We start from the raw sequence: 19,953 nt of genomic DNA on the forward strand, positions 1-19,953 counted from the left end.
CAGAATTCAAGCCAGTAGCTTGATGCTGATCGGCTCCCGGAGCGGAAAGTTCAGCCCAGGAAGCTCAGACAACGAAACGACATCAACGCTGGTGGAGAGAGGCTGTTGCCGACAGTCAACCGGGCCAGGGGCCTGGATCAGTCATCAACGGGCACCGTCGTGCAGCGAGTCGATGGTTGCCTGGGACGGATGCCCCCGGCCAGAATCTCCCTTCGGAGACTCCATCGTTGCCGTGTCCTGCCGTAACAGGATGCTTGGAACCTAGCAGTCGGAGCTCCTGGCACCAGCCGCCATCAGCGGCGTTGCAGGGTGATGCGAAAGCGGTCGCGCTTGGTGGGGTTGATCGCCTCCACCTGCAGCTCCCCCTTGCCGCTCAACTGCACCCGGTCGCCCGCCACCAGCTCCTGGCCGGGGCGGGTCACCTCGGCCCAGTTGAGCCGCACCAGTCCGTCGCGGATCCAGCTGCCCATGCGACTGCGCGAGACGCCGAAGCCGGCGGAGGCGACCGCGTCCAGCCGCCGGGAGGCCTCCACGGTGTCGATGCGGCGCGGCAGGCGGCGCCCTGGGGGCTGAAGCTGATCGAGGGGCAGGGGCTCCAGGGCCACCGGCACGCTGCGCACCTGCAGATCCAGCGCCTCGGGCACGGCGCAGCAGGCGATGATCACGGCCTGGGCTCCGCGGTCGCCCCGCAGCCAGAGATCGCCCAGGGCTTCAGGGGGTAACCCCGCCGCGGTGAGGCTGGCGCGGAAATCGGCTGGTGCGGCTGGATCGAACAGAAAGTTGCCGTTCAGGCTGAGGCCGGTCAGGGCTGCCCGCGTGGCATCGCTCTGCTGGGCGCCCTCCCGCCGGCTGAGCAGCAGCCGGCAGCGCTCCGCCCCGGCATAGCCCCCCTCCGCATGGAGCTGCAGTTCGGCCAGATCGCCCAGGCGCTGCTGGGCCTCCTCCAGCACCGAGCCCTCCAGAAACCCGCTCCAGATGGGCTGCCAGGTCTGCAGTACCCGTTCGGCGGTGGCGATCAGGACCTCCAGCTCGGCCGGATGGCGGCTGCCCGACAGCAGGTCGCGGCGGGGCAGCATCAGCGGTCCGCCAGGCGCACCACCGCCTGGGGCCGGTGCTGCTGCAGCAGCAGCCAGGGCATGTCCACGCCGCTGGCGGTCTCAGCCAGCAGCAGCCAGCTGCCCTCCGCCAGGCGGTTGCGCAGGCCGCGGATCCGGTCGTCGTCCTCGGAGCTGACACTGGCCGAGGCGGCGAAACTGCCCATCCAGCCCGACACCAGACCCAGCAGGCCGCCGATCAGGTGCTGGCTCCAGGCCCCGGCGAAGGCAAAGGTGTCCAGGTCGGTGATGTAGGTGAAGGTGAGCCCGGCCATGAAGCCGAAGGGCAGCAGCCAGCGGGCCATGTTGCGCTGCCGGATGCGGCGGGCCACCGCCGGATTGAGGCGAGGCACGTCGTCGAGGCTGCTCTCCTGGGCCCCGATGGCCACCAGCTCCACCAGGGGAGGCTGGCGCTCGGCCAGGCTCCCCTGGAGCTGCTTCAGCCGCTTGCGGTCGTTGAACACCACCACCACGCTCGTGCCCACGCCGCTTTGCCTCAGGAATCGGTTTCAAGAGGATTCTCGCTGCTCACTACACTTCACCTCCGGCTTCCCCACCCCACCCGCCGGGCATGACAAAGGTTCTCGTCTCTGATCCCATCGACCAGGCGGGGATCGACATCCTCTCCGAGGTGGCCCAGGTGGACCTCCGCCCCGGTCTCTCGGCCGCGGAGCTCCAGGCCTGCATCGGTGGCTACGACGCCCTGATGATCCGCTCCGGCACCACGGTGACGGCCGACGTGATCGAGGCCGCCGACCAGCTCAAGATCATCGGCCGGGCCGGCGTCGGCGTCGACAACGTGGACGTGCCTGCCGCCACCCGCCGCGGTGTGCTGGTGGTGAATTCGCCCGAGGGCAACACGATCGCGGCCGCCGAGCATGCCCTGGCCCTGATGCTGTCGCTGTCGCGGCACGTGCCCCAGGCCCACGCCAGCACCCTGGCCGGCGGCTGGGACCGCAAGACCTACGTGGGCAATGAGCTCTACAAGAAGAAACTCGGCGTGGTGGGCCTCGGCAAGATCGGCTCCCACGTGGCCCGGGTGGCCAAGGCCATGGGCATGGAGCTGCTCGCCTACGACCCCTTCGTCTCCCCCGAGCGGGCCCAGACGATGCAGGTGAAGCTGCTGCCCCTGGCCGAGCTGTTCGCCGAGGCCGACTACGTCACCCTGCACCTGCCCCGCACGCCCGACACCGAGAACCTGGTGAATGCGGCCCTGCTGCGCACCATGAAGCCCACTGCCCGCCTGGTGAACTGCGCCCGGGGGGGCATCGTCGATGAGGCGGCCCTGGCGGAGGCCGTGGAGGCCGGCGTGATCGCCGGCGCCGCCCTGGACGTGTACGCCAAGGAGCCCCTGGCCGCCGACTCGCCCCTGCGGCTCGTCAAGGAGCGTCTGCTGCTCACCCCCCACCTCGGGGCGAGCACCGCCGAGGCCCAGGAGAACGTGGCCATCGATGTGGCCGAACAGATCCGGGACGTGCTGCAGGGCCTGCCCGCCCGCAGTGCCGTGAACATCCCCGGCCTCAACGCCGAGGTGATGGAGCAGCTCAAACCTCACCTGCAGCTGGCCGAGACCCTGGGGCAGCTGGTGAGCCAGCTGGCCGGCGGCGCCATCAGCGAGCTGGAGGTGCGTCTGCAGGGCGAATTCGCCAGCCACCCGGCCCAGCCCCTGGTGGTGGCCGCCCTCAAGGGCATGCTCTCCACCGCCCTCGGCGATTCGATCAACTACGTGAACGCCAGCCTGGAGGCCAAGGAGCGGGGCATCCACGTGCTTGAGGTGAAGGATGACGCCGCCCGCGACTACGCCGGCGGCTCGCTGCAGCTCAGCTCCCGCAGCAGTCTCGGCAACCACAGCGTCACCGGAGCCGTGTTCGCCGATGGGGAGTTACGGGTCACCTGCATCGACGAATTCCCCGTGAGCGTGAACCCGAGCCGCCACATGCTGTTCACCCGCCACCGGGACATGCCTGGGATCATCGGCCAGATCGGTTCGGTGCTGGGCGAGAACAACGTCAACATCGCCTCGATGCAGGTGGGCCGCCGCATCGTGCGGGGGGATGCCGTGATGGTGCTCAGCCTCGATGATCCGATCCCCGCCAGCCTGCTGGCCCGCGTGAACGCGATCACCGGCATCCAGGAGGCCCATCCGGTGACCCTCTGACCGGGTCCGTTCCCCTGCTGCGATCCACCATGGAACTGTGCTGGTGGCGGCTCGAACTCCCCGTGCCGCCCGAACTGGAGGAGTCGCTGCTGTGGAAGCTGCAGGACCTGGGCCTGCCCCGGGTGGCGATCCGGCATCGGCCTGAGCGGCCTGACCAGCGGCTGCTGCAGGCCTGGCTGCCGGCCATCGACTGGCCAGAGGCCGAGCGGCGGCAGCTGGAGGCTGTCCTGGCCCGCCTGGCCGCTCCCTTCGACCTGGCGTTCCCGCCCGTGTCCTGGCAGCAGCAGGCCGATGAAGACTGGAGCAGCAGCTGGAAGCAGCACTGGCAGCCCGATCCGGTGGGCCAGCGGCTGTTGATCCTCCCAGCCTGGCTGAGTCGGCCTGCGGAGCACGCCGACAGGCTGGTGATCCGCATGGATCCCGGCAGCGCCTTCGGCACGGGCAGCCATCCCACCACCCGCCTCTGCCTGGAGGAGATCGAGGCGCTGCTGGCGGTGCACGGGTCAGCGGGAGAGTGCCCTGCAGCCGAGTTCAGCGTGGCCGACCTGGGCTGCGGCAGCGGCGTCCTCGGCGTGGCGGCCCTGCTCCAGGGCGCCACCCGGGTGGCTGCCGCCGACACCGATGCCCTGGCCGTGCGGGCCACCCGCGAGAACGCCACCATGAACGGCTGTGGCGAGCAGCTGCAGGTGGTCCAGGGCTCGGCGGCGGAGCTCGTGGCCCTGCAGGCCGGCCAGCAAGCCGACCTGCTGCTCTGCAACATCCTGGCGCCGGTGATTGAAGCCCTCTGCCCCGCCTTCAACAGCCTGCTGGCCCCAGGGGGGGTGGGCGTGCTCAGTGGCCTGCTGGAGGATCAGACACCGCGTCTGCAGAGGGTTCTCGCGGCCGAGGGCTGGCGCAGCAGCCTGGCGCGGCAGCAGAGCGGCTGGGCGCTGTTGCGCATCCGCAGGGCCTGAGGCTGGGGCCGGATGTCGCATAAGGCACGCTGATCTGTGCTTCCCCTTTGATTGGCCTTCCAGCCTTCGGGCCCCGAAATCGACAGGAACGGCCTGTGGCGGATGTATGAAGGGCGGGTCCTACAGGCCCGGTTGCCCGGGTGCCTGTGAGCCCCAATCCCTTCCATGGCTTCCTACAAGGTCACCCTCATCAACGAGAGCGAGGGCCTCAACAAGACCATCGAGGTTCCTGACGACCAGTACATCCTCGACGCCGCTGAAGAGCAGGGCATCGACCTCCCCTACTCCTGCCGCGCCGGTGCCTGCAGCACCTGCGCCGGCAAGCTGTCTGCCGGAACCGTTGACCAGTCTGACCAGAGCTTCCTCGACGACGACCAGATCGAAGCTGGTTTCGTGCTCACCTGCGTGGCTTACCCCACCAGCGACTGCACCATCAAGACCCACTCCGAAGAAGAGCTCTATTGAGTTCCCAGGCTGTCTGACGGGAGGCCCTCAGGCCTCTCGCCTTCCAGTTCTGAGCATGCCACCCTGATGGGTGGCTTTTTTCATGTCCTCCCAGCCGCCCCCTGCCTCGATGCTCGGTCCTGGTCGTGTCTCCACCAGCGACCCGCTGCCCCGGCCCGATCAGGAGTTGCTGGAGCCGGGCAGTGTGCACGCCAGTCCAGGCGGCCAGTACAGCTATCGGGTGCTGGGGGCCTGCTGCCGGCTGTTTGATCGGGAAGACCTGCCCTGGCCGTGCTGCAGGCTGGCCTGGCGCAGCAAGGAGCCCAGCTGGCGGCGGGTGGGCCGGCGCTTCGTCGCCGACCTGGCCGCGCGTCGCTGCCCCTCCTATGCCGTGGAGCTGCTCCAGCCCGGTGCCCGGCCCACCGCCACGGTGATCACCCTGTTCCCGGTGCGCCTCGGCGGCGGCCTGCAGGAGTGGTGGTACAGCAAGGTGCCCAGTTCCCTCGACCCTGCCAACCAGCAGCCTCCAACGGCCTCTGCCCGGCCTTCCAGCCAGCAAAAAGCCGGTGTCGGGGACACCGGCTGAGGCTTCACGGGACCGCTGGAGCGCAGCGGGCTCAGAAGTAGATCTTGCCGCCGCCCCACTGCAGGCCCTGGGCCTTGGGAGCCACCAGGATGTAGCCGGCCATCAGGCGCAGGTCGTCGTCATCGAGATCGCGCATCTTCACGAACACGTCGCTGCTGCGCATGCTGGGATGCAGGTCGGCGATGCTGTACTCGCCGTCGTAGCTGGTGGGGTCCTTCATGTAGTCCACCAGGGCCTCGATGTTGTCGCGGGCCGGTGTGGCCAGGGCCAGGGTCTCAGGGTCGAGCCCCACGTTCTGGTTGGTCTTGGTGATGCCGCCGGCGTGGCACTCGCCGCAGCTGTTATTGAACAGCTTGCGACCGCCCTTGATCTCCGCTTCGCTGAAGGTCACCGCGGTGCCGTCAGGGCTGGCGGGAACGGTGAGCTGCTCGCTGGTCCACTGGGCGGCCAGCGCCTGGCCGCCGAAGCCGAGGCAGAGCAGCAGGGCCAGGGGCAGCGCCAGCAGGGTACGGGCGGCAGCCCGCAGCACTCTGCGAAGGGCAGATGGGGAGAAGGTTGAGGCCATTGGGGGAAGCCGGCGGTGTGGCAGAGGGAGGTGGGGCGACGGAAACCGCATCGGAGACCTTGTATCACGGGCAATGGGGCCGTAGCGGCGCAGTCGGGAGAACTGTTGCAGGGCTAGGGCTGTGGGCCCGCCGGTGCGCGGCGTCCTGGGCTGGCCCTGGGGGCAGCGGGGCCGCTGCTCGGGGCAGTCCCGGCCTCGGGCAGTGGCTCGGCGGGGCCGGGCAGTACATCGAGGGTCAGAAAGTCCTTGGCCAGCAGCGTGTTGGCAAAGATGGCCCGTGCTTCCTCCACGAGGTCGTCGGCGGTGACCGCGTTGCCGGCCACGTAGCGCGGGCTCAGATGGGTCAGGGCCAGCTGCCTGACCCCGGCGGCCAGGGCCGTCTGGGCGGCCATGGTGCTGGTGGAGTGCTGGCGCTGGTAGGCGAGCTCTGCCTCCCCATGGGAGAAGGTGCTCTCGTGGATGAGCAGATCGGCGCCGCGGGCCAGCTCCACGGCGGCCTCACAGAACACCGTGTCGGTGCAATACACCATGCTGGCGCCGGGCTGGGGCGGGCCGCAGAGGCTGCTGCCGCGGATGATCCGGCCGTCCTCCAGGGTCACGGTCCGCCCCTGCTTCAGCTCCGCATAGACGGGTCCGGGCGGGATGCCCAGAGCCTGGGCCCTGGCCACGTCGAAGCGCCCCGGCCTGGGTTTCTGGTCCACGCGGTAACCGAAGGCCGGCACCCGGTGGGTGAGGGGGGTGCAGCGCACGGTGAGATCCCCGTCGTCCAGCACCAGACGACCCTGTTCGGCCGCCTGGCGCACCTGGTGGTGCCGCAGGGGATAGCCGATGCGGGTGGAACTGGTGTGCAGCACCCCCTCCAGGTAGTCGCGCAGGCGGTCTGGTCCGTAGAGGTCAATGCCGCCGCAGCTGCCGGCCATGCCCAGGCTGGCCAGCAGGCCCGGCAGGCCGAAGACGTGGTCGCCATGCATGTGGGTCACGAAAATCCGGCGCAGCTGGCTCACCCGCAGGGAGCTGCGCAGAAACTGGTGCTGGGTGCCCTCGCCGCAGTCGAACAGCCAGAGCTCGCTGCGCTGGGGCAGGCGCAGCGCCACGGCTGAAACATTGCGGCTGCGGGTGGGAACGCCGGAGCTGGTGCCGAGAAACGTGACCTGCACGGGCCTTGTGCCTCCTGCGCATGCTGCCACGCCGGGTCTGGCGGGCCGCCACCAGCATCGCCACAATGAGGTGCCTTTTGCCGGCCCACCCGTGGCACTGCACTCAGTGATCTCGCGCCGCTCGGCTGCGATCCTGCCCCTGGCCCTGGCCCTGCCGGTGGTGGCCCTGGTACCCAGTGGCAGTGAACTCCAGGCCCAGCAGGGTGAGCCCGAGATCCGGGTGCTGCTGGCCGAGGGCAGCGAGATCCGCCTCAGTTCCCTGAGGCAGCCCCTGGTGCTTCGCAGTGGGGCCCAGCAGGCGCCGCTGCTGGAGCTGGCTCCGGCCACGGCTCTGGTGCTGCGGCTGCAGGCGGGGCGCCTCAAGCTCCAGAGCGAGACCGGGGCCCGCGAGCTGCCGGCCGCCACGACCCTCTGGCTGGAGGCCAGCCATCCTGGCGCTGGCGTCCAGGAGGCCCTGTTCCAGCTTGAAAAACGTCACTACCGCGGCCGTCTGCAGCTGCGCCGGGAGGGCCAGGCACTCCAGGCCATCAACCACATCGGCCTCGAGACCTATCTCCCGAGCGTGGTGGGCAGCGAGATGCCGGCCAGCTGGCCCCAGGCCGCCCTGCGGGCCCAGGCCGTGGCGGCCCGCACCTACGCCCTGCGCCAACGCAAACCCGGCTCCCCCTTCGACGTCACCGCCACGGTGAGCAGCCAGGTTTACAAAGGCGTGGAGGCCGAAACCGCATCCACCCGCCACGCGGTGACCAGCACCCGCGGCCTGGTGCTGCTGTACCAGGGCAGCCTGGCCACCACCGTCTTTCACAGCAGCAGCGGCGGCCGCACCGAGAACAGCGGCGATCTCTGGACACGTCAGCTCCCCTACCTGGTGAGCGTGCCTGATTTTGACCACAACAGTCCTGTGCACCAGTGGGAGAAGCCCCTGCCCCCAGAGGCACTGCGCCAGGCCTTTTCTGAAACCGGCGGGGTGCAGCGCATCGATGTGCTGGCCACCACGGCCACCGGCCGGGTGCGGCAGGCCCGGGTGATCGGCCCGGCCGGCACCCTGGTGGTGACCGGTCCCCAGCTGCGCAGCCGCCTCGGCCTGCGCAGCACCAAGGTGCGTTTTGAGGTGGTGGAGCCCAGCCGCCCCCTCACCCGGGGCCTGCCCACGCCGCCGCCGCCCCTGCTGACGGCCGCCGGGGCCCCCTCGGTCCAGCCGTTCCTTGTCGTGGATTCGGCCACCGGTGCCATGGCTCCCGGGGTTCGTTCCGCAGGCTCCGTGCCCCCGGCCCCTTCCCTGCTGGCCATTGGTCGGGGCTTCGGCCACGGGGTGGGCATGAGCCAGTGGGGCGCCCTGGCCATGGCGGAACAGGGCCGCAGCCATGAGACCATCCTCAGCCACTACTTCAGGGGCACCCAGTTGCGCCACTACCCCTAGCTTGAGCTGCTCTGAAGAGCTGGAGCTGATCCGGTTTGAGGACGCCGCAGCCGTGGCGGACCATCTGGCTGAGCGCCTCTGGCGGCAGCGCCTGGCCACGCCCCGCCAGCCCCTGGGGCTGGCCACGGGGCGCACCATGGAGCCGGTCTACGCCGCCCTGGTGGCGCAGTGGCGCCGGGCCCCGGAAGCGGAGCGCCGCTCCGTGAGCCGCTCCTGGCTGAGCTTCAATCTGGATGAGTACGTGGGGCTGGCCCCGGCTGATGGCCGCTCGTTTGCGGCGTTCATGCAGGAACGGCTGGGTGGACCCCTGGGCCTGAAGCCCAGCCAGCTGCAGCTGCCCGATGGCCTCGCCGTCGATCCCGCTGCTGAGGCCGGCCGCTATGGGGCGTCTGTGGCCGCTGCGGGGGGGATCGGGCTGCAGGTGCTTGGGCTCGGCCTCAATGGCCACGTGGGCTTCAACGAACCTCCCTGTGCTGCCGCTGCCCCCTGCCGCTGTGTGGCCCTCAGTGCGATGACGCGGGAGCAGAACGCCGGGGCCTTCGGCGGCGACCTGGGGGCCGTGCCGACCCGGGCGATCAGCCTGGGACTGGCCGAGATCCTCGCTGCCCGCGAGATTGTGCTGGTGGTCACGGGCAGCGCCAAGGCGGCTGTGCTGCGGCGGCTGCTGGAGGAGCCCCCCAGCGCCCTGCTGCCGGCGAGCTGGCTGCGCGGCCACCCGGCCGTCTCGGTGCTGGCCGACCGGGCTGCCCTCAGCTGGGGCTGACTCGTCTCCAGGCCAGGATTCACTCCGCCATCAGGGCCTCCAGCAGGGAGTCCTCGGCCTCGAGGTTGGAGGTCACGCTGCGCACATCGTCGAGCTCCTCCAGGGCATCGAGCAACCCCAGGCAGCGCCGCAACAGCTCGGCCTCGTGCAGGGGGCAGGCGGTCTGGGGAATCCAGCGGTGCTCCCACCCCTCCACCGCGAAGCCGGCGCCCTGCAGGGCCTCCTGCAGGCCTTCCAGCGCACTGAAGCGGCAGTGCAGCTCAACACCCCTGTCCTGGAGCTCGTAGTCCAGGGTCTGGGGCCCCCCAGCGGCCTCAATGGCCTCGAGTGCCTCCAGCACGGCCACGTCCAGCAGCTCCTGGGGCCGGTCTGCTGGGAGGGCAGGACCAAGGCTCACCACGCCGCGCTGCTCGAACAGATAGCCGACGCAGCCCGTCTCTCCGAGGTTGCCGCCGTGCTTGTTGAAAGCCAGGCGCACATCGGCGGCCGTGCGGTTGCGGTTGTCGGTGAAAGCCTCGATCAGCACCGCCACGCCGCCTGGCCCGTAGCCCTCGTAGCGCACGTCAGCGAACTGCTCCCCGCCACCGCTGAGCTGCCCTGATCCCTTCAGGATTGCCCGCTCGATGTTGGCGTTGGGAACGCCGGCGGCCTTGGCCTTCTCGATCGCGGTGCGCAGCTGGAAGTTGCCGCTGGGGTCGGCGCCGCCGCGGGCGGCCACGCTGATCTCCCGGCCCAGACGGGTGAACACAGCTCCCCGCTTGGCATCCACCACCGCCTTGGTGCGCTTGATCTGGGCCCATTTGCTGTGGCCGGCCATCGGAGCTGGGAGGTGGTCGAAGGGGAGGAGCGAGCCGGCTCAGCCGAGCGCATCGAAGACCAGCTTCGGTTGCAGCCGATCAGCGGCGCAGGCCAGGGCCATCCCCACCAGGTTGCCATCCGGACCGAGCACCGCCACCGGCTGCCCGGGTGGCCAGTCCGCCTGGCCCTCCAGGCTCCGGCCGCAGCGCCAGCCCTCCAGTTCGGCCGGCTCCAGCTGCCGGCGCGGCAGATGGCCGAGGGCCGCGAGCGGGTTCAACAGCGGTGGCAGCGGCGGCTGCTCCAGGGCCTCGAGCGGCACGGCCTGGGCCAGGTCGAAGCCCAGCGCCCCGGTGCGCCGCAGCTCCGCCAGAGCGCCACCGCAGCCCAGGGCTGTGCCGAGGTCCCGCGCCAGGGAGCGGATGTAGGTGCCCGCCGAGCACTGCACCTCCAGCTGCAGGCGGCCCGTGCCCGGCTCCCAGTGGCGCAGCTCCAGCTGCGTGATGGTCACGGCCCGGGGGGGCAGGCTGAGGGCCTCGCCCCGGCGGGCGCGGGCGTAGGCCCGCTCGCCCTGCACGTGCACGGCGGAGACCTGGGGCGGCACCTGCAGGATCGATCCGCGGAAGGGCGCCAGGGCCCGCTCCAGGACGTCGAGCGGCAGTGGCGGCAGGGGATGGCGCTCCAGCACGGTGCCGCTGAGATCGTCCGTGTCGGTGCAGAGCCCCAGCTGGATCGTGCCCTCGTAGCGCTTGTCGCCCACCAGGTAGGGCAGCAGCCGGGTGGCCGGTCCGAGCGCCAGGGGGAGCACGCCGGTCACGGCGGGATCGAGGGTGCCGCCGTGACCCACCCGCCTCAGCCCGTAGGCCCGCCGCACCCGGGCCACGCAGCCGTGGGAGGTGAGCCCGGCGGGCTTGTCCAACACCAGAAATCCACAGGGCTGGTCAGCCATGCCGGCACCCATCAGCCTGGAACAGTCCCACGCCACCCTCCCCGATGACCCTGCAGCAGCGCCGCGACCTGGCGTTCCTGGTGCTGGCCGGCCTCTTCCTGGGCAGCATGGCGATGCTGAACATCCTGGGCCTCACCCGCTTTCTGCAGCTGGGGTCGATCGGCTCCTGGCCGATCGTGGTGGCGGTGGGCGCTCTGCCTTACCCGGTGACCTTCCTCTGCACCGACCTGATCAGTGAGCTCTGGGGCGAGCAGAAGGCGACCCAGCTGGTGTGGGTTGGGCTGGCCCTGAATGGCTGGGTGGTGCTGATTCTCTGGTTGGGTGGCGTGCTGCCGGGCCTGGCGGGAGCGCCCGAGGCCACCTTCTTTGAGGTGCAGCACCTGGCCTTCGGCGCCGTGGGGGCCTCGATGCTGGCCTACCTGGCCGCCCAGTTCGCCGATGTGCGGCTGTTCCATTTCTGGAAGCGCTTCAGCGGCGGCGGTGCCCTGTGGCTGCGCAACAACGGCTCCACCCTGGGCAGCCAGCTGGTGGACACCACGGCGGTGGTGCTGGTGAGCCACTACGCCAGCCATGTGCTGCCGATCCGTGCCGACGAGGCCGTGCTGCCCCAGCTCGGCAGCTACATCGCCAGCGGCTATCTGTTCAAGGCCCTGGCTGCCCTGGTTGACACCCTGCCCTTCTACGCCCTCACCGCCTGGTTGCGGCGCTGGCTCGAGGTGCCCGGCGAGGGGGCGGAGATCGGCTGAGCCCCCGCCAACTAAGTTGGCGCCACCGATACCAGCGCAGCAGTGACGACGGCAGTGGGCACGGGGCTGGGAGTGGAGCGCTTTCTGGCCGATGGCTTCGCGCTCAAGCAGCACCTGGCCGACTACCTCCGCCTCGAGCTCAGTGAGCTGGAGCAGCAGCTGCCCAGCAGCACCGAGCAGCTGGCCGCCCTGCACCCCGGCGCCTTCGACTTCGCCCAGGCCGGCCGCTTCTATGAAGACACCGTGGGCACGGCCCACCTGCTGGAGCTGGCCGCCTGGCACCTGGGCAGTGCCGACTACATCGCCGACACCCTCAGGCTGCAGCAGCGCTTTGCCCAGGGTCAGGTGCTCGACTTCGGCGGCGGCATCGGCAGCCATGCCCTGGCCGCGGCCGCCTTGCCGCAGGTGGAGCGAGTGTGGTTCGTCGATCTCAACCCCCACAACCGGGCCTGCGTGCAGGCGCGGGCCGACAGCCTGGGGCTGGGGGCGCGCCTCTCCTGTCACCGCGACCTGGACGACGCCAGGCTGCCAGGGCGGTTCGACACCCTGGTGTGCCTTGACGTGCTGGAGCACCTGCCCGATCCAGCAGGTCAGCTCGAACAGTTCGCCCAGCGGCTGGCACCCTCTGGAACCGCCCTGCTCAACTGGTATTTCTTCAAGGGCTTCAATGGCGAATACCCATTCCACGTGGATGACCCGGTCCTGGTGAACCGTTTCTTCCACACCCTCCAGGAGCGCTTTCTGGAGGTGTTCCATCCCTACCTGATCACCACCAGGGCCTACCGGCTGCGCTGAGAGCACAGCCAGGCGAGATCAGACGGCTTGGGGCTCGCGTCAGACGGCCAGGGCCACGTTGATGCGCTTGCGGGTGCGCAGGCCTCGCTTGATGGTGTCAAAGCCCACGACGCCATCGCTGAGGGCAAACAGGGTGTCGTCGGAGCCGCGGCCCACATTGAGGCCGGGCAGCACGGACGTGCCGCGCTGGCGGATCAGAATGGAGCCGGCGCTCACGCTCGTGCCGCCGGAGGTCTTGACGCCCAGGCGCTTGGAGTTGGAGTCGCGGCCGTTGCGGGTGGAGCCTGTGCCTTTCTTGTGGGCCATGGATCAGGGGGGCGATGAACGCGGATGAGGATGGACGGAAACGATCGCGGGGATCTGGTCAGCTTGTTCTGGGCAGAGGGCCTCAGCCCAGGGCCTTGCCAGCCACAGTGATGGCTTCCACCATCACACGGGTGAGCTCCTGGCGGTGGCCGTTCTTGCGCCGCGTCTTCTTCTTGGGACGCATTTTGTAGACGATCAGCTTGGGACCGCGGCGGTGAGCCATCACCTTGAGGGTGACGCTGGCTCCGCTCACGTAGGGCTGGCCAAGGGTCGCGGCCTGGCCGTCGTTCACCAGCAGCACGCTGTCGAGGGTGACGGTCTCATCGACGGCGGCGGGCAGCCGGTCGAGGTCGTAGTAGCGGTTGGCCTGGAGCCAGAATTGCTGGCCGGAGGCCTCCACGATGGCGTAGGGCGCCTGGGCTGCGGCGGGGTCTTGGGTCATGGGGATGGGGCGTGGTCAGGCTGGCCGGCGGGGACCGCCGGCCGATTGGGCCTGACGCACAATCGAAAGACAATGGCAAATCCTCCGATTCCAAGCTGCCTTTCGTCAACATTGGGCCACCTGTCCGCCAGATTCCCCTTGCCTGCGGACCGCCCCTATGCCCAAGTCGGCCCTCACCGTTGCTTCCCTTGTCCGTGATCCCACCGTGCAGGCCGGGGTGTCCCGTTGGTTGGCCGGCGGCCGCTACACCCTCGTCAGCGTCGACCCGCTGGCCGACCCTGTGGCGGATCTCGACCGCCTGCGGGAGGACTTCGACGCCCTGCTGATCGAGGCCGATGCCGTGGATGGCTCGGTGCTGAACGGGCTCACGGAGCGGGGTCTGGTGCTGCCCGCGGTGGTGATCGGGGAGGTCAATGGCGAGGTGAGCTTCCACGAGGCGGAAGTGAGGCTGCAGGCCGATCAGCTTGAGCAGCTGAGCTACTGCCTGGATGCCGCGGTGTCGCGCTTTCTGCGACAGGGCCTGGGCCATCCAGCTGAAGACAACCCCCGAACCGGCTCCGCCGGCAGCGAGCCGTCATGGAGCGGGGCCGAGGCCGCCGAAGCCTCTGCCGAGAAGGATGGGGTTGCCGTCGCGACCAGCGCGGCGCCATCGCCCCAGGTCGCCGGGGCCAGGCAGGTGGCCCCGGCGCCCCTGCCCTGGCGACTGGATGGCCGCCTCAAGGAGCGGCTGGGGCTGCTGGGGGTGTTCTACAAGCGCGATCCCTCCCGCTTCCTGCGCAATCTGCCCAAGGGAGAGCAGGACGACCTGCTGCGCTCACTGGAGCGCAGCTATCGGGATCTGCTGATCCATTACTTCCGCAACCCCTCAGCGGCCAACCAGGCCCTGGAGAGCTTTGTGAACACGGCCTTTTTCAGTGATTTATCCATCACGACAACCGTGCAAATCCACATGGACCTGATCGATCTGTTTTCCAAGCGCCTGCAGCTGGAGGGGCACAAGAGTGATTTTCTTCAGGATTACAGACTGGCTCTGCTGGATGTGATGGCCCATCTCTGCGAGATGTATCGCCGCTCAATCCCCCCCGATGTGCCACTGATGCCGTTCCCTTCGGAGGCTTGAGGCGCAGATGGATTCGCACACCTGGACAGTCTTGTCATGACACCCCGCAAAACTTACATTCTCAAGCTCTATGTGGCGGGCAACACCCCCAACTCGATGCGCGCCCTGAAAACGCTGCGCGACATTCTGGAAACCGAGTTCAAGGGGGTCTACGCCCTCAAGGTGATCGACGTGCTCGTAAATCCACAGTTGGCCGAGGAGGACAAGATCCTGGCCACCCCCACGCTCACCAAGATCCTGCCCCCGCCGGTGCGCCGCATCATTGGTGATCTCAGCGACCGCGAGCGGGTGCTGATCGGCCTGGACCTGCTCTACGACGAGCTCACCGAAGATGGCGAGCTCAATGAGCTTCTGCACAGCAGCCAGGGATTGGCAGTCCCGCGTCTCGCTGGGGAGGATGATGCTCTGGCCGATCTCGCCCTGGAAGGATCGCTTCCTGACGATGGCCTGAATCCCCGAGCTTGATCAGCGGATTGATCCGCCCCCAGCCCTTTTGTCCACGTCTCCCCAGGTCATGCAGGAACCCAGTCCGATCGAAGCCCAGTTGATGCAGGTCCAGAAGTTGCCCACCGGCATCGAGGGTTTTGACGATGTCTGTCATGGTGGTCTGCCGATCGGCCGCTCCACGCTGATCAGCGGCACGTCGGGAACCGGCAAGACCGTGCTGTCGTTGAACTTTCTCTATAACGGCATCAGGCAATATAAGGAAGCCGGTATCTTTGTAACCTTTGAGGAGTCGCCCCTCGATATCATGCGCAATGCGGCCAGCTTCGGCTGGGACCTTCAGGAGATGATCGAGCAGGACAAGCTCTTCCTGCTGGATGCTTCACCTGACCCTGACGGCCAGGACGTGGCGGGTAACTTTGACCTCTCCGGTCTGATCGAGCGCATCAACTACGCGATTCGTAAGTACAAGGCCAAGCGGGTAGCCATCGATTCGATCACCGCTGTCTTCCAGCAGTATGACGCCGTTTCGGTGGTGCGCCGGGAGATCTTCAGACTGATTGCCCGGCTCAAGGAGATCGGTGTCACCACCGTCATGACCACCGAGCGCATTGATGAGTATGGGCCGATCGCTCGCTATGGGGTTGAAGAATTTGTGTCCGATAATGTGGTGATTCTGCGTAATGTGCTGGAGGGTGAGCGGCGCCGGCGCACCGTGGAGATTCTCAAACTTCGGGGCACCACCCACATGAAGGGCGAATTCCCCTTCACCATGGGCAGCCATGGCATGAGCGTGTTCCCGCTGGGGGCGATGCGGCTCACCCAACGGTCCTCCAATGTGCGCGTGAGCTCGGGGGTGCCCCGGCTGGATGCGATGTGCGGTGGAGGCTTTTTCAAGGACTCCATCATCCTGGCCACGGGAGCCACCGGCACGGGCAAGACGCTGCTGGTGTCCAAGTTCATTGAAGACGCCTGCCGCAGCAAGCAACGCGCCATTCTGTTCGCCTACGAGGAATCCCGGGCCCAGCTGCTGCGCAACGGCACCAGCTGGGGCATTGACTTTGAGCAGATGGAGCAGGATGGCCTGCTCAAGATCATCTGTGCCTATCCGGAATCCACTGGCCTGGAGGATCACCTCCAGATCATCAAGACCGAAATCAGTCAGTTCAAGCCGTCGAGGATGGCCATTGACTCGCTCAGTGCCCTGGCCCGCGGCGTCAGCCACAACGCCTTCCGCCAGTTTGTGATCGGGGTTACGGGCTATGCCAAGCAGGAGGAAATTGCCGGATTCTTCACGAACACATCAGAGGAGTTCATGGGTAGCCACTCCATCACTGATTCCCACATCTCCACGATCACCGATACAATCCTCCTGCTTCAGTATGTGGAGATCCGCGGTGAGATGGCCCGCGCCCTGAATGTGTTCAAGATGCGAGGCTCCTGGCATGACAAGGGCATCCGCGAATTCGTGATCACCGACAATGGCCCCGAAATCAAAGACTCCTTCTCCAACTTTGAACGCATCATCAGCGGTGTTCCCCACCGGGTGACCACCGATGAGCGCAGCGAGCTCTCGCGGATTGTGCGCGGTGTTGCCGACGAGCGCTGAGACCAGCGGCTGGCCATGGCTTAGAGGGTCACCGGCTCGGCAGCCGTCGCGGAGAGTGGGGTGATTTCGAGGCTCTGGGCCCTGCGCTCTGCGCTCAGGAGGAGTTCGTCTTGATCGGAATCCTCAAGCGAGAGCTCAAACCAGAACACGCTGCCGACCCCAGGCTCACTGGCCATCCTCACCTGGGTGCCGTGCTTGTCGAGGATGCCCCGCACGATGGAAAGACCCAGACCGGTACCCGCCTCAATGTGAACGGCATTCTCGACCCGGAAAAAGCGCTCGAAGATGCGGGTCTGGTCGGGTTCGGAGATACCGCAGCCACTGTCGCCAATCTCGATGCGTAGCCGCGGCAGCGGTGAGGTGAGCTCGCAGCGGGGGCTGTCACCGCCTGGCTGCTGGTGGTCATGGAGCAGGCAGAGATCGGGCCAGGGATAGGCCCTCAGCACGATCTGTCCACCGGGCGGGGTGAACTTGAGGGCATTGCCCACCAGGTTGCCGAACACCTGCAGCAGCAGGTCCCAGTTGCCGAGCACCCTGGGCAGCAGCGTTTCGGCTTCGAACCGAAGCTTCACGCCTCGCTCCTCGGCATTCAGCCGGTAGGTGCGCAGGATCTGCTCGATCGCCTCGGCCACATCCAGCGGCTCAAAGCTCCAGGATCGCTCCGATTCCAGCCGCGACAGATCGAGCACGTCGTTGACCAGCCTGGTGAGCCGGTCGGTTTCGGCGTTGGCGATGCCGAGGAATTCGTGCTTCTCCTGGTCAGAGAGCTGGTCGCCTAGATCGTAGAGGGTTTCCACGTAGCTCTTGATGTTGAACAGCGGCGTGCGCAGCTCGTGGGACACATTGCTGATGAAACGGCTCTGGGCGGCGTTGAGCTCCACCTCCCGGGTGAGGTCCTGGATGGTCATGGCGATGCCCTTGAGCGATTCGCCGCTGGCATCGCGCACCGGCTGCAGCACGATGCGCAGGGTGCGGGCGGGATCGCCGACGCTGCAGCGCACGTCGGCGGCATCCTGCTGGCCGATGATCATGTTGTCGAGGGCGGAATGCAGCTCCAGGGCCAGACGTTCCGGCAGCTCGCCGATCAGTTCCTGGCCCTCGAGATTGCGGCCCTCCCAGCGGAACAGGCGCCGGGCGGTGGGGTTGGCCAGCACGATGCCGCCGGCGGCATCGAGCAGCACGGCGCCGTCGGCCATGGTGGCGATCAGCGATTCCTGCTTCACCTGGGCGGCAGTGAGCTCCTCGATGTTGGCCGCCTTGTACACCTCCAGCTGGGAGGTCATCGCGTTGAAGCCCTCCAGAAGTTCCCCCAGTTCCCCCCCCATCGGCAGGGCGATGCGGGTTTCGAAGTCGCCCACCGCCACCTGGCGCACGCCCCGCAGCAGCTCCTTCACCGGCTGGGTGATGGTGAGGGCGTTGAACACGGCCCCCAGGATCACCAGCACCCAGATCGAGATGAACACGGCCACCGTCACCTCCCGGGTGAGGGCCGCGCTGGCCAGCAGGGTTTCGTTGGGGTTGATGCCCATGGCCATCACCCCGAAGAAGCGCCCCTCATTCACCAGCGGCACGAACACGTCCGTGACCTGGCCGTCGGGGGTGAGGTGCTGGCGCACCAGGGGATTGTCTGGCCGCTTCTGGATGTCGGGGGGAAGTTCCAGACGCCGACTCAGCAGCAGTTCGCTGCCCCCCGAGGTGCCGCCGATCGGGATGCCCAGATAAATGATCCCGTCAGGATCGGCGAAGAAGATGTAACGGAGGCTGCGGCTGGTCTGCCAGAAGCGCTCGGCCACCATGGCCAGCTCGCGGTCGTTGCCCTCCGCCACCAGGGGCGTCACGTTGGCGGAGAGCAGCAACCCCAGGTCGCGGGCATAGCGGGTGTCGCTCATGCGGGCGTCCCGCTGGATGCCGTTGAGCGCCAGGAAGGTGATGCCGGTCATCAGCAGGCTCACCACCAGGGTGGCCACCGCCAGCAACTTGGTCTGCAGGCTGAACTCGGCCCACCAGCGCGCCAGGGCCTGGCGCCAGGAAAATGGGGGCGGAGCGGGGCTGCTCGACGGGCTCATCGGCGGCGCACCTGGTGACCGATATCGCGCCGGTAGGTCATGCCGGTGAAGTGCACCTGGGCCAGTCCTTCATAGGCCCTGGCGAAGGCCGCGTCGAAATCCTCCGCCTGGGCCACCACCGCCAGCACCCGCCCACCGCTGCTGACGCAGGTCCCATCCGAGGTGCGCAGGGTGCCGGCGTGGAAGATCTGCAGATCGTCGCCCGGGCAGGCCACGCCCTCCACGGGGTCGCCCTGGCGGATGGCGCCCGGATAGCCCTCGGCTGCGGCGATCACGCAGGCACTGCAGCCGCTGCGCAGGCTCAAGGCTGGAGCGGTGTCGAGCCGGCCCTTGGCGCAGGCCAGCAGCACCTGGGCCAGTTCCTCGCCCAGCAGGGGCATCAGGGTTTCGCACTCGGGATCGCCGAAGCGGCAGTTGAACTCGATCACGCTCAGCCCCTGCGGCGTCAGCATCAGGCCGGCGTAAAGCACGCCGCGGTAGTCAATGCCCCGGGCCCGCAGGGCCCGCAGGGTGGGCTCGAGCACCTGTTGACGCACCGCTTCGAGGGCGGCGGCATCGAGGAGCGGCGCCGGGGCGTAGGCCCCCATGCCCCCGGTGTTGGGGCCGGTGTCGCCCTCGCCGATGCGCTTGTGGTCCTGAGCCGGAGGCAGCAGCAGCAGCCGCTCGCCATCGCAGAGGGCGAACACGGACACCTCCGGACCGTGGGTGCGCTCCTCCAGCACCAGTGAGGCGCTGGGGCCGAAACGGCCGGCAAAGATCGCCTCGATGGCGTCCCGGGCCTCCTGCAGCGTTTCGGCCACGGTCACCCCCTTGCCGGCGGCCAGGCCATCGGCCTTGACCACCAGGGGCCGGCCCTGGGCCTCCAGGAGCGCCAGGGCCTCCTCGCGACTTGCGGCCGGCCAGAAGCCCGCACTGGGCACCCCGGCCTCCTGCATCAGGGTTTTGGCCCAGCGCTTGCTGGACTCCAGCTGGGCTCCATCGGCGCCGGGACCGAACACCGCCACACCGCAGGCCCTGAGCTGGTCAGCGAGCCCAGCCGCCAGCGGCACCTCCGGGCCGATCACCACCAGATCGATGGCCAGCTCGCGGCAGCCCTGCTGCAGGGCGGGCCCATCGCCCTCGCTGATCTCCAGCTGGCGGCAGCCGGGTAGATCGCCGCTGCCGCCATTGCCAGGGCTCAGCCACACCTGCTCAACCCCAGCGGAGCGGGCCAGGGCCCAGCCGAGGGCGTTCTCCCGACCACCGGATCCCACCACCAGGATGCGGAGATCGTGCTGCGTTGCCTCAGGGGCCATTGGGCTCAGGCATGGGGTAGGGAAGGGAGGAGGGCTCTGTGGCTAGGTTGAAACCACCAGCCTGGCTGGTGCATGGCCCGACAGGCCTGCCAGGTTCAGGCGCGGACCAGTGGCCACCGCCTGGCCCATCAGGGGTCTCGTCCCTGAACTCGCGCCCCATTCTCTCCCCATGCAGGCTGGTCGATTGCGAAGCACCGCGCTGGCGCTGGGCCTGGCCTGGGCGACTTTGCTGCCTGGGGCAGGGGG

The 19,953-nt window shown here is 68.3% G+C and carries 21 protein-coding genes; 11 read left to right on the plus strand and 10 right to left on the minus strand.

Translation table 11 applies throughout. The features are described 5' to 3' along the window. Positions 1 to 293 precede the first annotated feature (293 nt). Together ACWJIO_RS05135 and ACWJIO_RS05140 are read right to left on the minus strand one after the other, a co-directional pair. On the minus strand, positions 294 to 1,076 hold the full coding sequence (locus tag ACWJIO_RS05135; protein WP_480311812.1) for a photosystem II electron transport protein, Sll1252 family: 783 nt from the start codon (positions 1,074 to 1,076) through the stop codon (positions 294 to 296). Continuing rightward, on the minus strand, positions 1,076 to 1,579 hold the full coding sequence (locus ACWJIO_RS05140) for a hypothetical protein (RefSeq protein WP_480311813.1): 504 nt from the start codon (positions 1,577 to 1,579) through the stop codon (positions 1,076 to 1,078). The genes ACWJIO_RS05135 and ACWJIO_RS05140 overlap by 1 nt, the downstream gene beginning before the upstream one ends. Positions 1,580 to 1,665: 86 nt before the next feature. Here ACWJIO_RS05140 and serA point away from each other — a divergent pair, with 86 nt between their 5' ends. The 4 genes from serA to ACWJIO_RS05160 all read left to right on the plus strand — a co-directional run bounded on the left by serA (position 1,666) and on the right by ACWJIO_RS05160 (position 5,235). Next, positions 1,666 to 3,252 (plus strand): phosphoglycerate dehydrogenase, encoded by a 1,587-nt coding sequence (gene serA / locus ACWJIO_RS05145; protein WP_480311814.1) that lies wholly within the window; start codon positions 1,666 to 1,668, stop codon positions 3,250 to 3,252. Positions 3,253 to 3,281: 29 nt separating this feature from the next. Next, positions 3,282 to 4,205 (plus strand): 50S ribosomal protein L11 methyltransferase, encoded by a 924-nt coding sequence (gene prmA / locus ACWJIO_RS05150; protein WP_480311816.1) that lies wholly within the window; start codon positions 3,282 to 3,284, stop codon positions 4,203 to 4,205. Between the two features lie 165 nt (positions 4,206 to 4,370). Beyond that, the gene (locus ACWJIO_RS05155; protein ID WP_480311817.1) at positions 4,371 to 4,670 is read left to right on the plus strand and encodes a ferredoxin; all 300 of its coding nucleotides are present in this window, start codon (positions 4,371 to 4,373) and stop codon (positions 4,668 to 4,670) included. 109 nt (positions 4,671 to 4,779) lie between these two features. Continuing rightward, positions 4,780 to 5,235, plus strand: coding sequence for a hypothetical protein (locus ACWJIO_RS05160; protein WP_480311970.1), 456 nt, complete (start codon positions 4,780 to 4,782; stop codon positions 5,233 to 5,235). 31 nt (positions 5,236 to 5,266) lie between these two features. On the opposite strand, the gene psbV is transcribed toward ACWJIO_RS05160, so the two are convergent. Continuing rightward, positions 5,267 to 5,800 (minus strand): photosystem II cytochrome c-550, encoded by a 534-nt coding sequence (gene psbV / locus ACWJIO_RS05165; protein WP_480311818.1) that lies wholly within the window; start codon positions 5,798 to 5,800, stop codon positions 5,267 to 5,269. A 113-nt stretch (positions 5,801 to 5,913) separates the two neighbouring features. Beyond that, positions 5,914 to 6,957 (minus strand): ribonuclease Z, encoded by a 1,044-nt coding sequence (gene rnz / locus ACWJIO_RS05170; protein ID WP_480311819.1) that lies wholly within the window; start codon positions 6,955 to 6,957, stop codon positions 5,914 to 5,916. A 91-nt stretch (positions 6,958 to 7,048) separates the two neighbouring features. On the opposite strand from rnz, the gene ACWJIO_RS05175 reads away from it, so the two are divergent. Beyond that, the gene (locus ACWJIO_RS05175) at positions 7,049 to 8,377 is read left to right on the plus strand and encodes a SpoIID/LytB domain-containing protein (RefSeq protein WP_480311820.1); all 1,329 of its coding nucleotides are present in this window, start codon (positions 7,049 to 7,051) and stop codon (positions 8,375 to 8,377) included. Between the two features lies 1 nt (position 8,378). Next, positions 8,379 to 9,140 (plus strand): glucosamine-6-phosphate deaminase, encoded by a 762-nt coding sequence (locus ACWJIO_RS05180; RefSeq protein ID WP_480311821.1) that lies wholly within the window; start codon positions 8,379 to 8,381, stop codon positions 9,138 to 9,140. 19 nt (positions 9,141 to 9,159) lie between these two features. On the opposite strand, the gene ACWJIO_RS05185 is transcribed toward ACWJIO_RS05180, so the two are convergent. Next, on the minus strand, positions 9,160 to 9,957 hold the full coding sequence (locus tag ACWJIO_RS05185; protein ID WP_480311823.1) for a YebC/PmpR family DNA-binding transcriptional regulator: 798 nt from the start codon (positions 9,955 to 9,957) through the stop codon (positions 9,160 to 9,162). A 39-nt stretch (positions 9,958 to 9,996) separates the two neighbouring features. Then, positions 9,997 to 10,884, minus strand: coding sequence for a tRNA pseudouridine(55) synthase TruB (truB, locus tag ACWJIO_RS05190; protein WP_480311824.1), 888 nt, complete (start codon positions 10,882 to 10,884; stop codon positions 9,997 to 9,999). A 44-nt stretch (positions 10,885 to 10,928) separates the two neighbouring features. Here truB and ACWJIO_RS05195 point away from each other — a divergent pair, with 44 nt between their 5' ends. Continuing rightward, positions 10,929 to 11,630 carry a queuosine precursor transporter gene (locus tag ACWJIO_RS05195; RefSeq protein WP_480311826.1) on the plus strand — a complete coding sequence of 234 codons (702 nt, stop codon included), beginning with the start codon at positions 10,929 to 10,931 and terminating at the stop codon, positions 11,628 to 11,630. A gap of 42 nt (positions 11,631 to 11,672) precedes the next feature. Then, complete coding sequence (locus tag ACWJIO_RS05200) at positions 11,673 to 12,425, plus strand: class I SAM-dependent methyltransferase (protein ID WP_480311830.1); 753 nt, start codon at positions 11,673 to 11,675, stop codon at positions 12,423 to 12,425. A gap of 39 nt (positions 12,426 to 12,464) precedes the next feature. Here the strand turns inward: ACWJIO_RS05200 and rpmA are convergent, their stop codons facing one another. Both rpmA and rplU read right to left on the minus strand, forming a co-directional pair. Beyond that, positions 12,465 to 12,731, minus strand: a complete 267-nt coding sequence (gene rpmA / locus ACWJIO_RS05205; protein WP_186698911.1) for a 50S ribosomal protein L27 — start codon at positions 12,729 to 12,731, stop codon at positions 12,465 to 12,467. Positions 12,732 to 12,813: 82 nt separating this feature from the next. Next, a complete protein-coding gene (gene rplU, locus ACWJIO_RS05210; protein WP_480311833.1) occupies positions 12,814 to 13,173 on the minus strand; it encodes a 50S ribosomal protein L21 in 360 nt (119 codons plus the stop codon). Between the two features lie 157 nt (positions 13,174 to 13,330). Between rplU and ACWJIO_RS05215 the strand changes: the two genes are divergently transcribed. From ACWJIO_RS05215 to kaiC, 3 genes are read left to right on the plus strand one after another with little or no spacing between them, the layout of a single operon-like run. Then, complete coding sequence (locus tag ACWJIO_RS05215; RefSeq protein WP_480311835.1) at positions 13,331 to 14,293, plus strand: circadian clock protein KaiA; 963 nt, start codon at positions 13,331 to 13,333, stop codon at positions 14,291 to 14,293. A 36-nt stretch (positions 14,294 to 14,329) separates the two neighbouring features. Then, positions 14,330 to 14,758 (plus strand): circadian clock protein KaiB, encoded by a 429-nt coding sequence (kaiB, locus tag ACWJIO_RS05220; RefSeq protein WP_480311836.1) that lies wholly within the window; start codon positions 14,330 to 14,332, stop codon positions 14,756 to 14,758. A 49-nt stretch (positions 14,759 to 14,807) separates the two neighbouring features. Continuing rightward, a complete protein-coding gene (gene kaiC, locus ACWJIO_RS05225; protein WP_480311838.1) occupies positions 14,808 to 16,346 on the plus strand; it encodes a circadian clock protein KaiC in 1,539 nt (512 codons plus the stop codon). Between the two features lie 20 nt (positions 16,347 to 16,366). Here the strand turns inward: kaiC and ACWJIO_RS05230 are convergent, their stop codons facing one another. Then, a complete protein-coding gene (locus tag ACWJIO_RS05230) occupies positions 16,367 to 18,412 on the minus strand; it encodes an ATP-binding protein (RefSeq protein WP_480311839.1) in 2,046 nt (681 codons plus the stop codon). Next, positions 18,409 to 19,707: a phosphoribosylamine--glycine ligase gene (gene purD / locus ACWJIO_RS05235; protein ID WP_480311841.1), complete on the minus strand. Its 1,299-nt coding sequence runs from the start codon at positions 19,705 to 19,707 to the stop codon at positions 18,409 to 18,411. Before purD ends, ACWJIO_RS05230 begins: the two co-directional genes overlap by 4 nt. Positions 19,708 to 19,953 lie beyond the last annotated feature (246 nt).

This window comes from Paraciimarium castrense LEGE 11436 (assembly GCF_056633055.1).

Coding starts and splice junctions, on each gene's coding strand:
- ACWJIO_RS05185 (WP_480311823.1), bottom strand. CDS start 9,957: ATGGCCGGCCACAGCAAATGGGCCCAGATCAAGCGCACCAAGGCGGTG.
- ACWJIO_RS05230 (WP_480311839.1), bottom strand. CDS start 18,412: ATGAGCCCGTCGAGCAGCCCCGCTCCGCCCCCATTTTCCTGGCGCCAG.
- kaiC (WP_480311838.1), top strand. CDS start 14,808: ATGCAGGAACCCAGTCCGATCGAAGCCCAGTTGATGCAGGTCCAGAAG.
- prmA (WP_480311816.1), top strand. CDS start 3,282: ATGGAACTGTGCTGGTGGCGGCTCGAACTCCCCGTGCCGCCCGAACTG.
- serA (WP_480311814.1), top strand. CDS start 1,666: ATGACAAAGGTTCTCGTCTCTGATCCCATCGACCAGGCGGGGATCGAC.
- ACWJIO_RS05215 (WP_480311835.1), top strand. CDS start 13,331: ATGCCCAAGTCGGCCCTCACCGTTGCTTCCCTTGTCCGTGATCCCACC.
- rpmA (WP_186698911.1), bottom strand. CDS start 12,731: ATGGCCCACAAGAAAGGCACAGGCTCCACCCGCAACGGCCGCGACTCC.
- ACWJIO_RS05155 (WP_480311817.1), top strand. CDS start 4,371: ATGGCTTCCTACAAGGTCACCCTCATCAACGAGAGCGAGGGCCTCAAC.
- kaiB (WP_480311836.1), top strand. CDS start 14,330: ATGACACCCCGCAAAACTTACATTCTCAAGCTCTATGTGGCGGGCAAC.
- psbV (WP_480311818.1), bottom strand. CDS start 5,800: ATGGCCTCAACCTTCTCCCCATCTGCCCTTCGCAGAGTGCTGCGGGCT.
- ACWJIO_RS05195 (WP_480311826.1), top strand. CDS start 10,929: ATGACCCTGCAGCAGCGCCGCGACCTGGCGTTCCTGGTGCTGGCCGGC.
- truB (WP_480311824.1), bottom strand. CDS start 10,884: ATGGCTGACCAGCCCTGTGGATTTCTGGTGTTGGACAAGCCCGCCGGG.
- purD (WP_480311841.1), bottom strand. CDS start 19,707: ATGGCCCCTGAGGCAACGCAGCACGATCTCCGCATCCTGGTGGTGGGA.
- rplU (WP_480311833.1), bottom strand. CDS start 13,173: ATGACCCAAGACCCCGCCGCAGCCCAGGCGCCCTACGCCATCGTGGAG.
- ACWJIO_RS05160 (WP_480311970.1), top strand. CDS start 4,780: ATGCTCGGTCCTGGTCGTGTCTCCACCAGCGACCCGCTGCCCCGGCCC.
- ACWJIO_RS05135 (WP_480311812.1), bottom strand. CDS start 1,076: ATGCTGCCCCGCCGCGACCTGCTGTCGGGCAGCCGCCATCCGGCCGAG.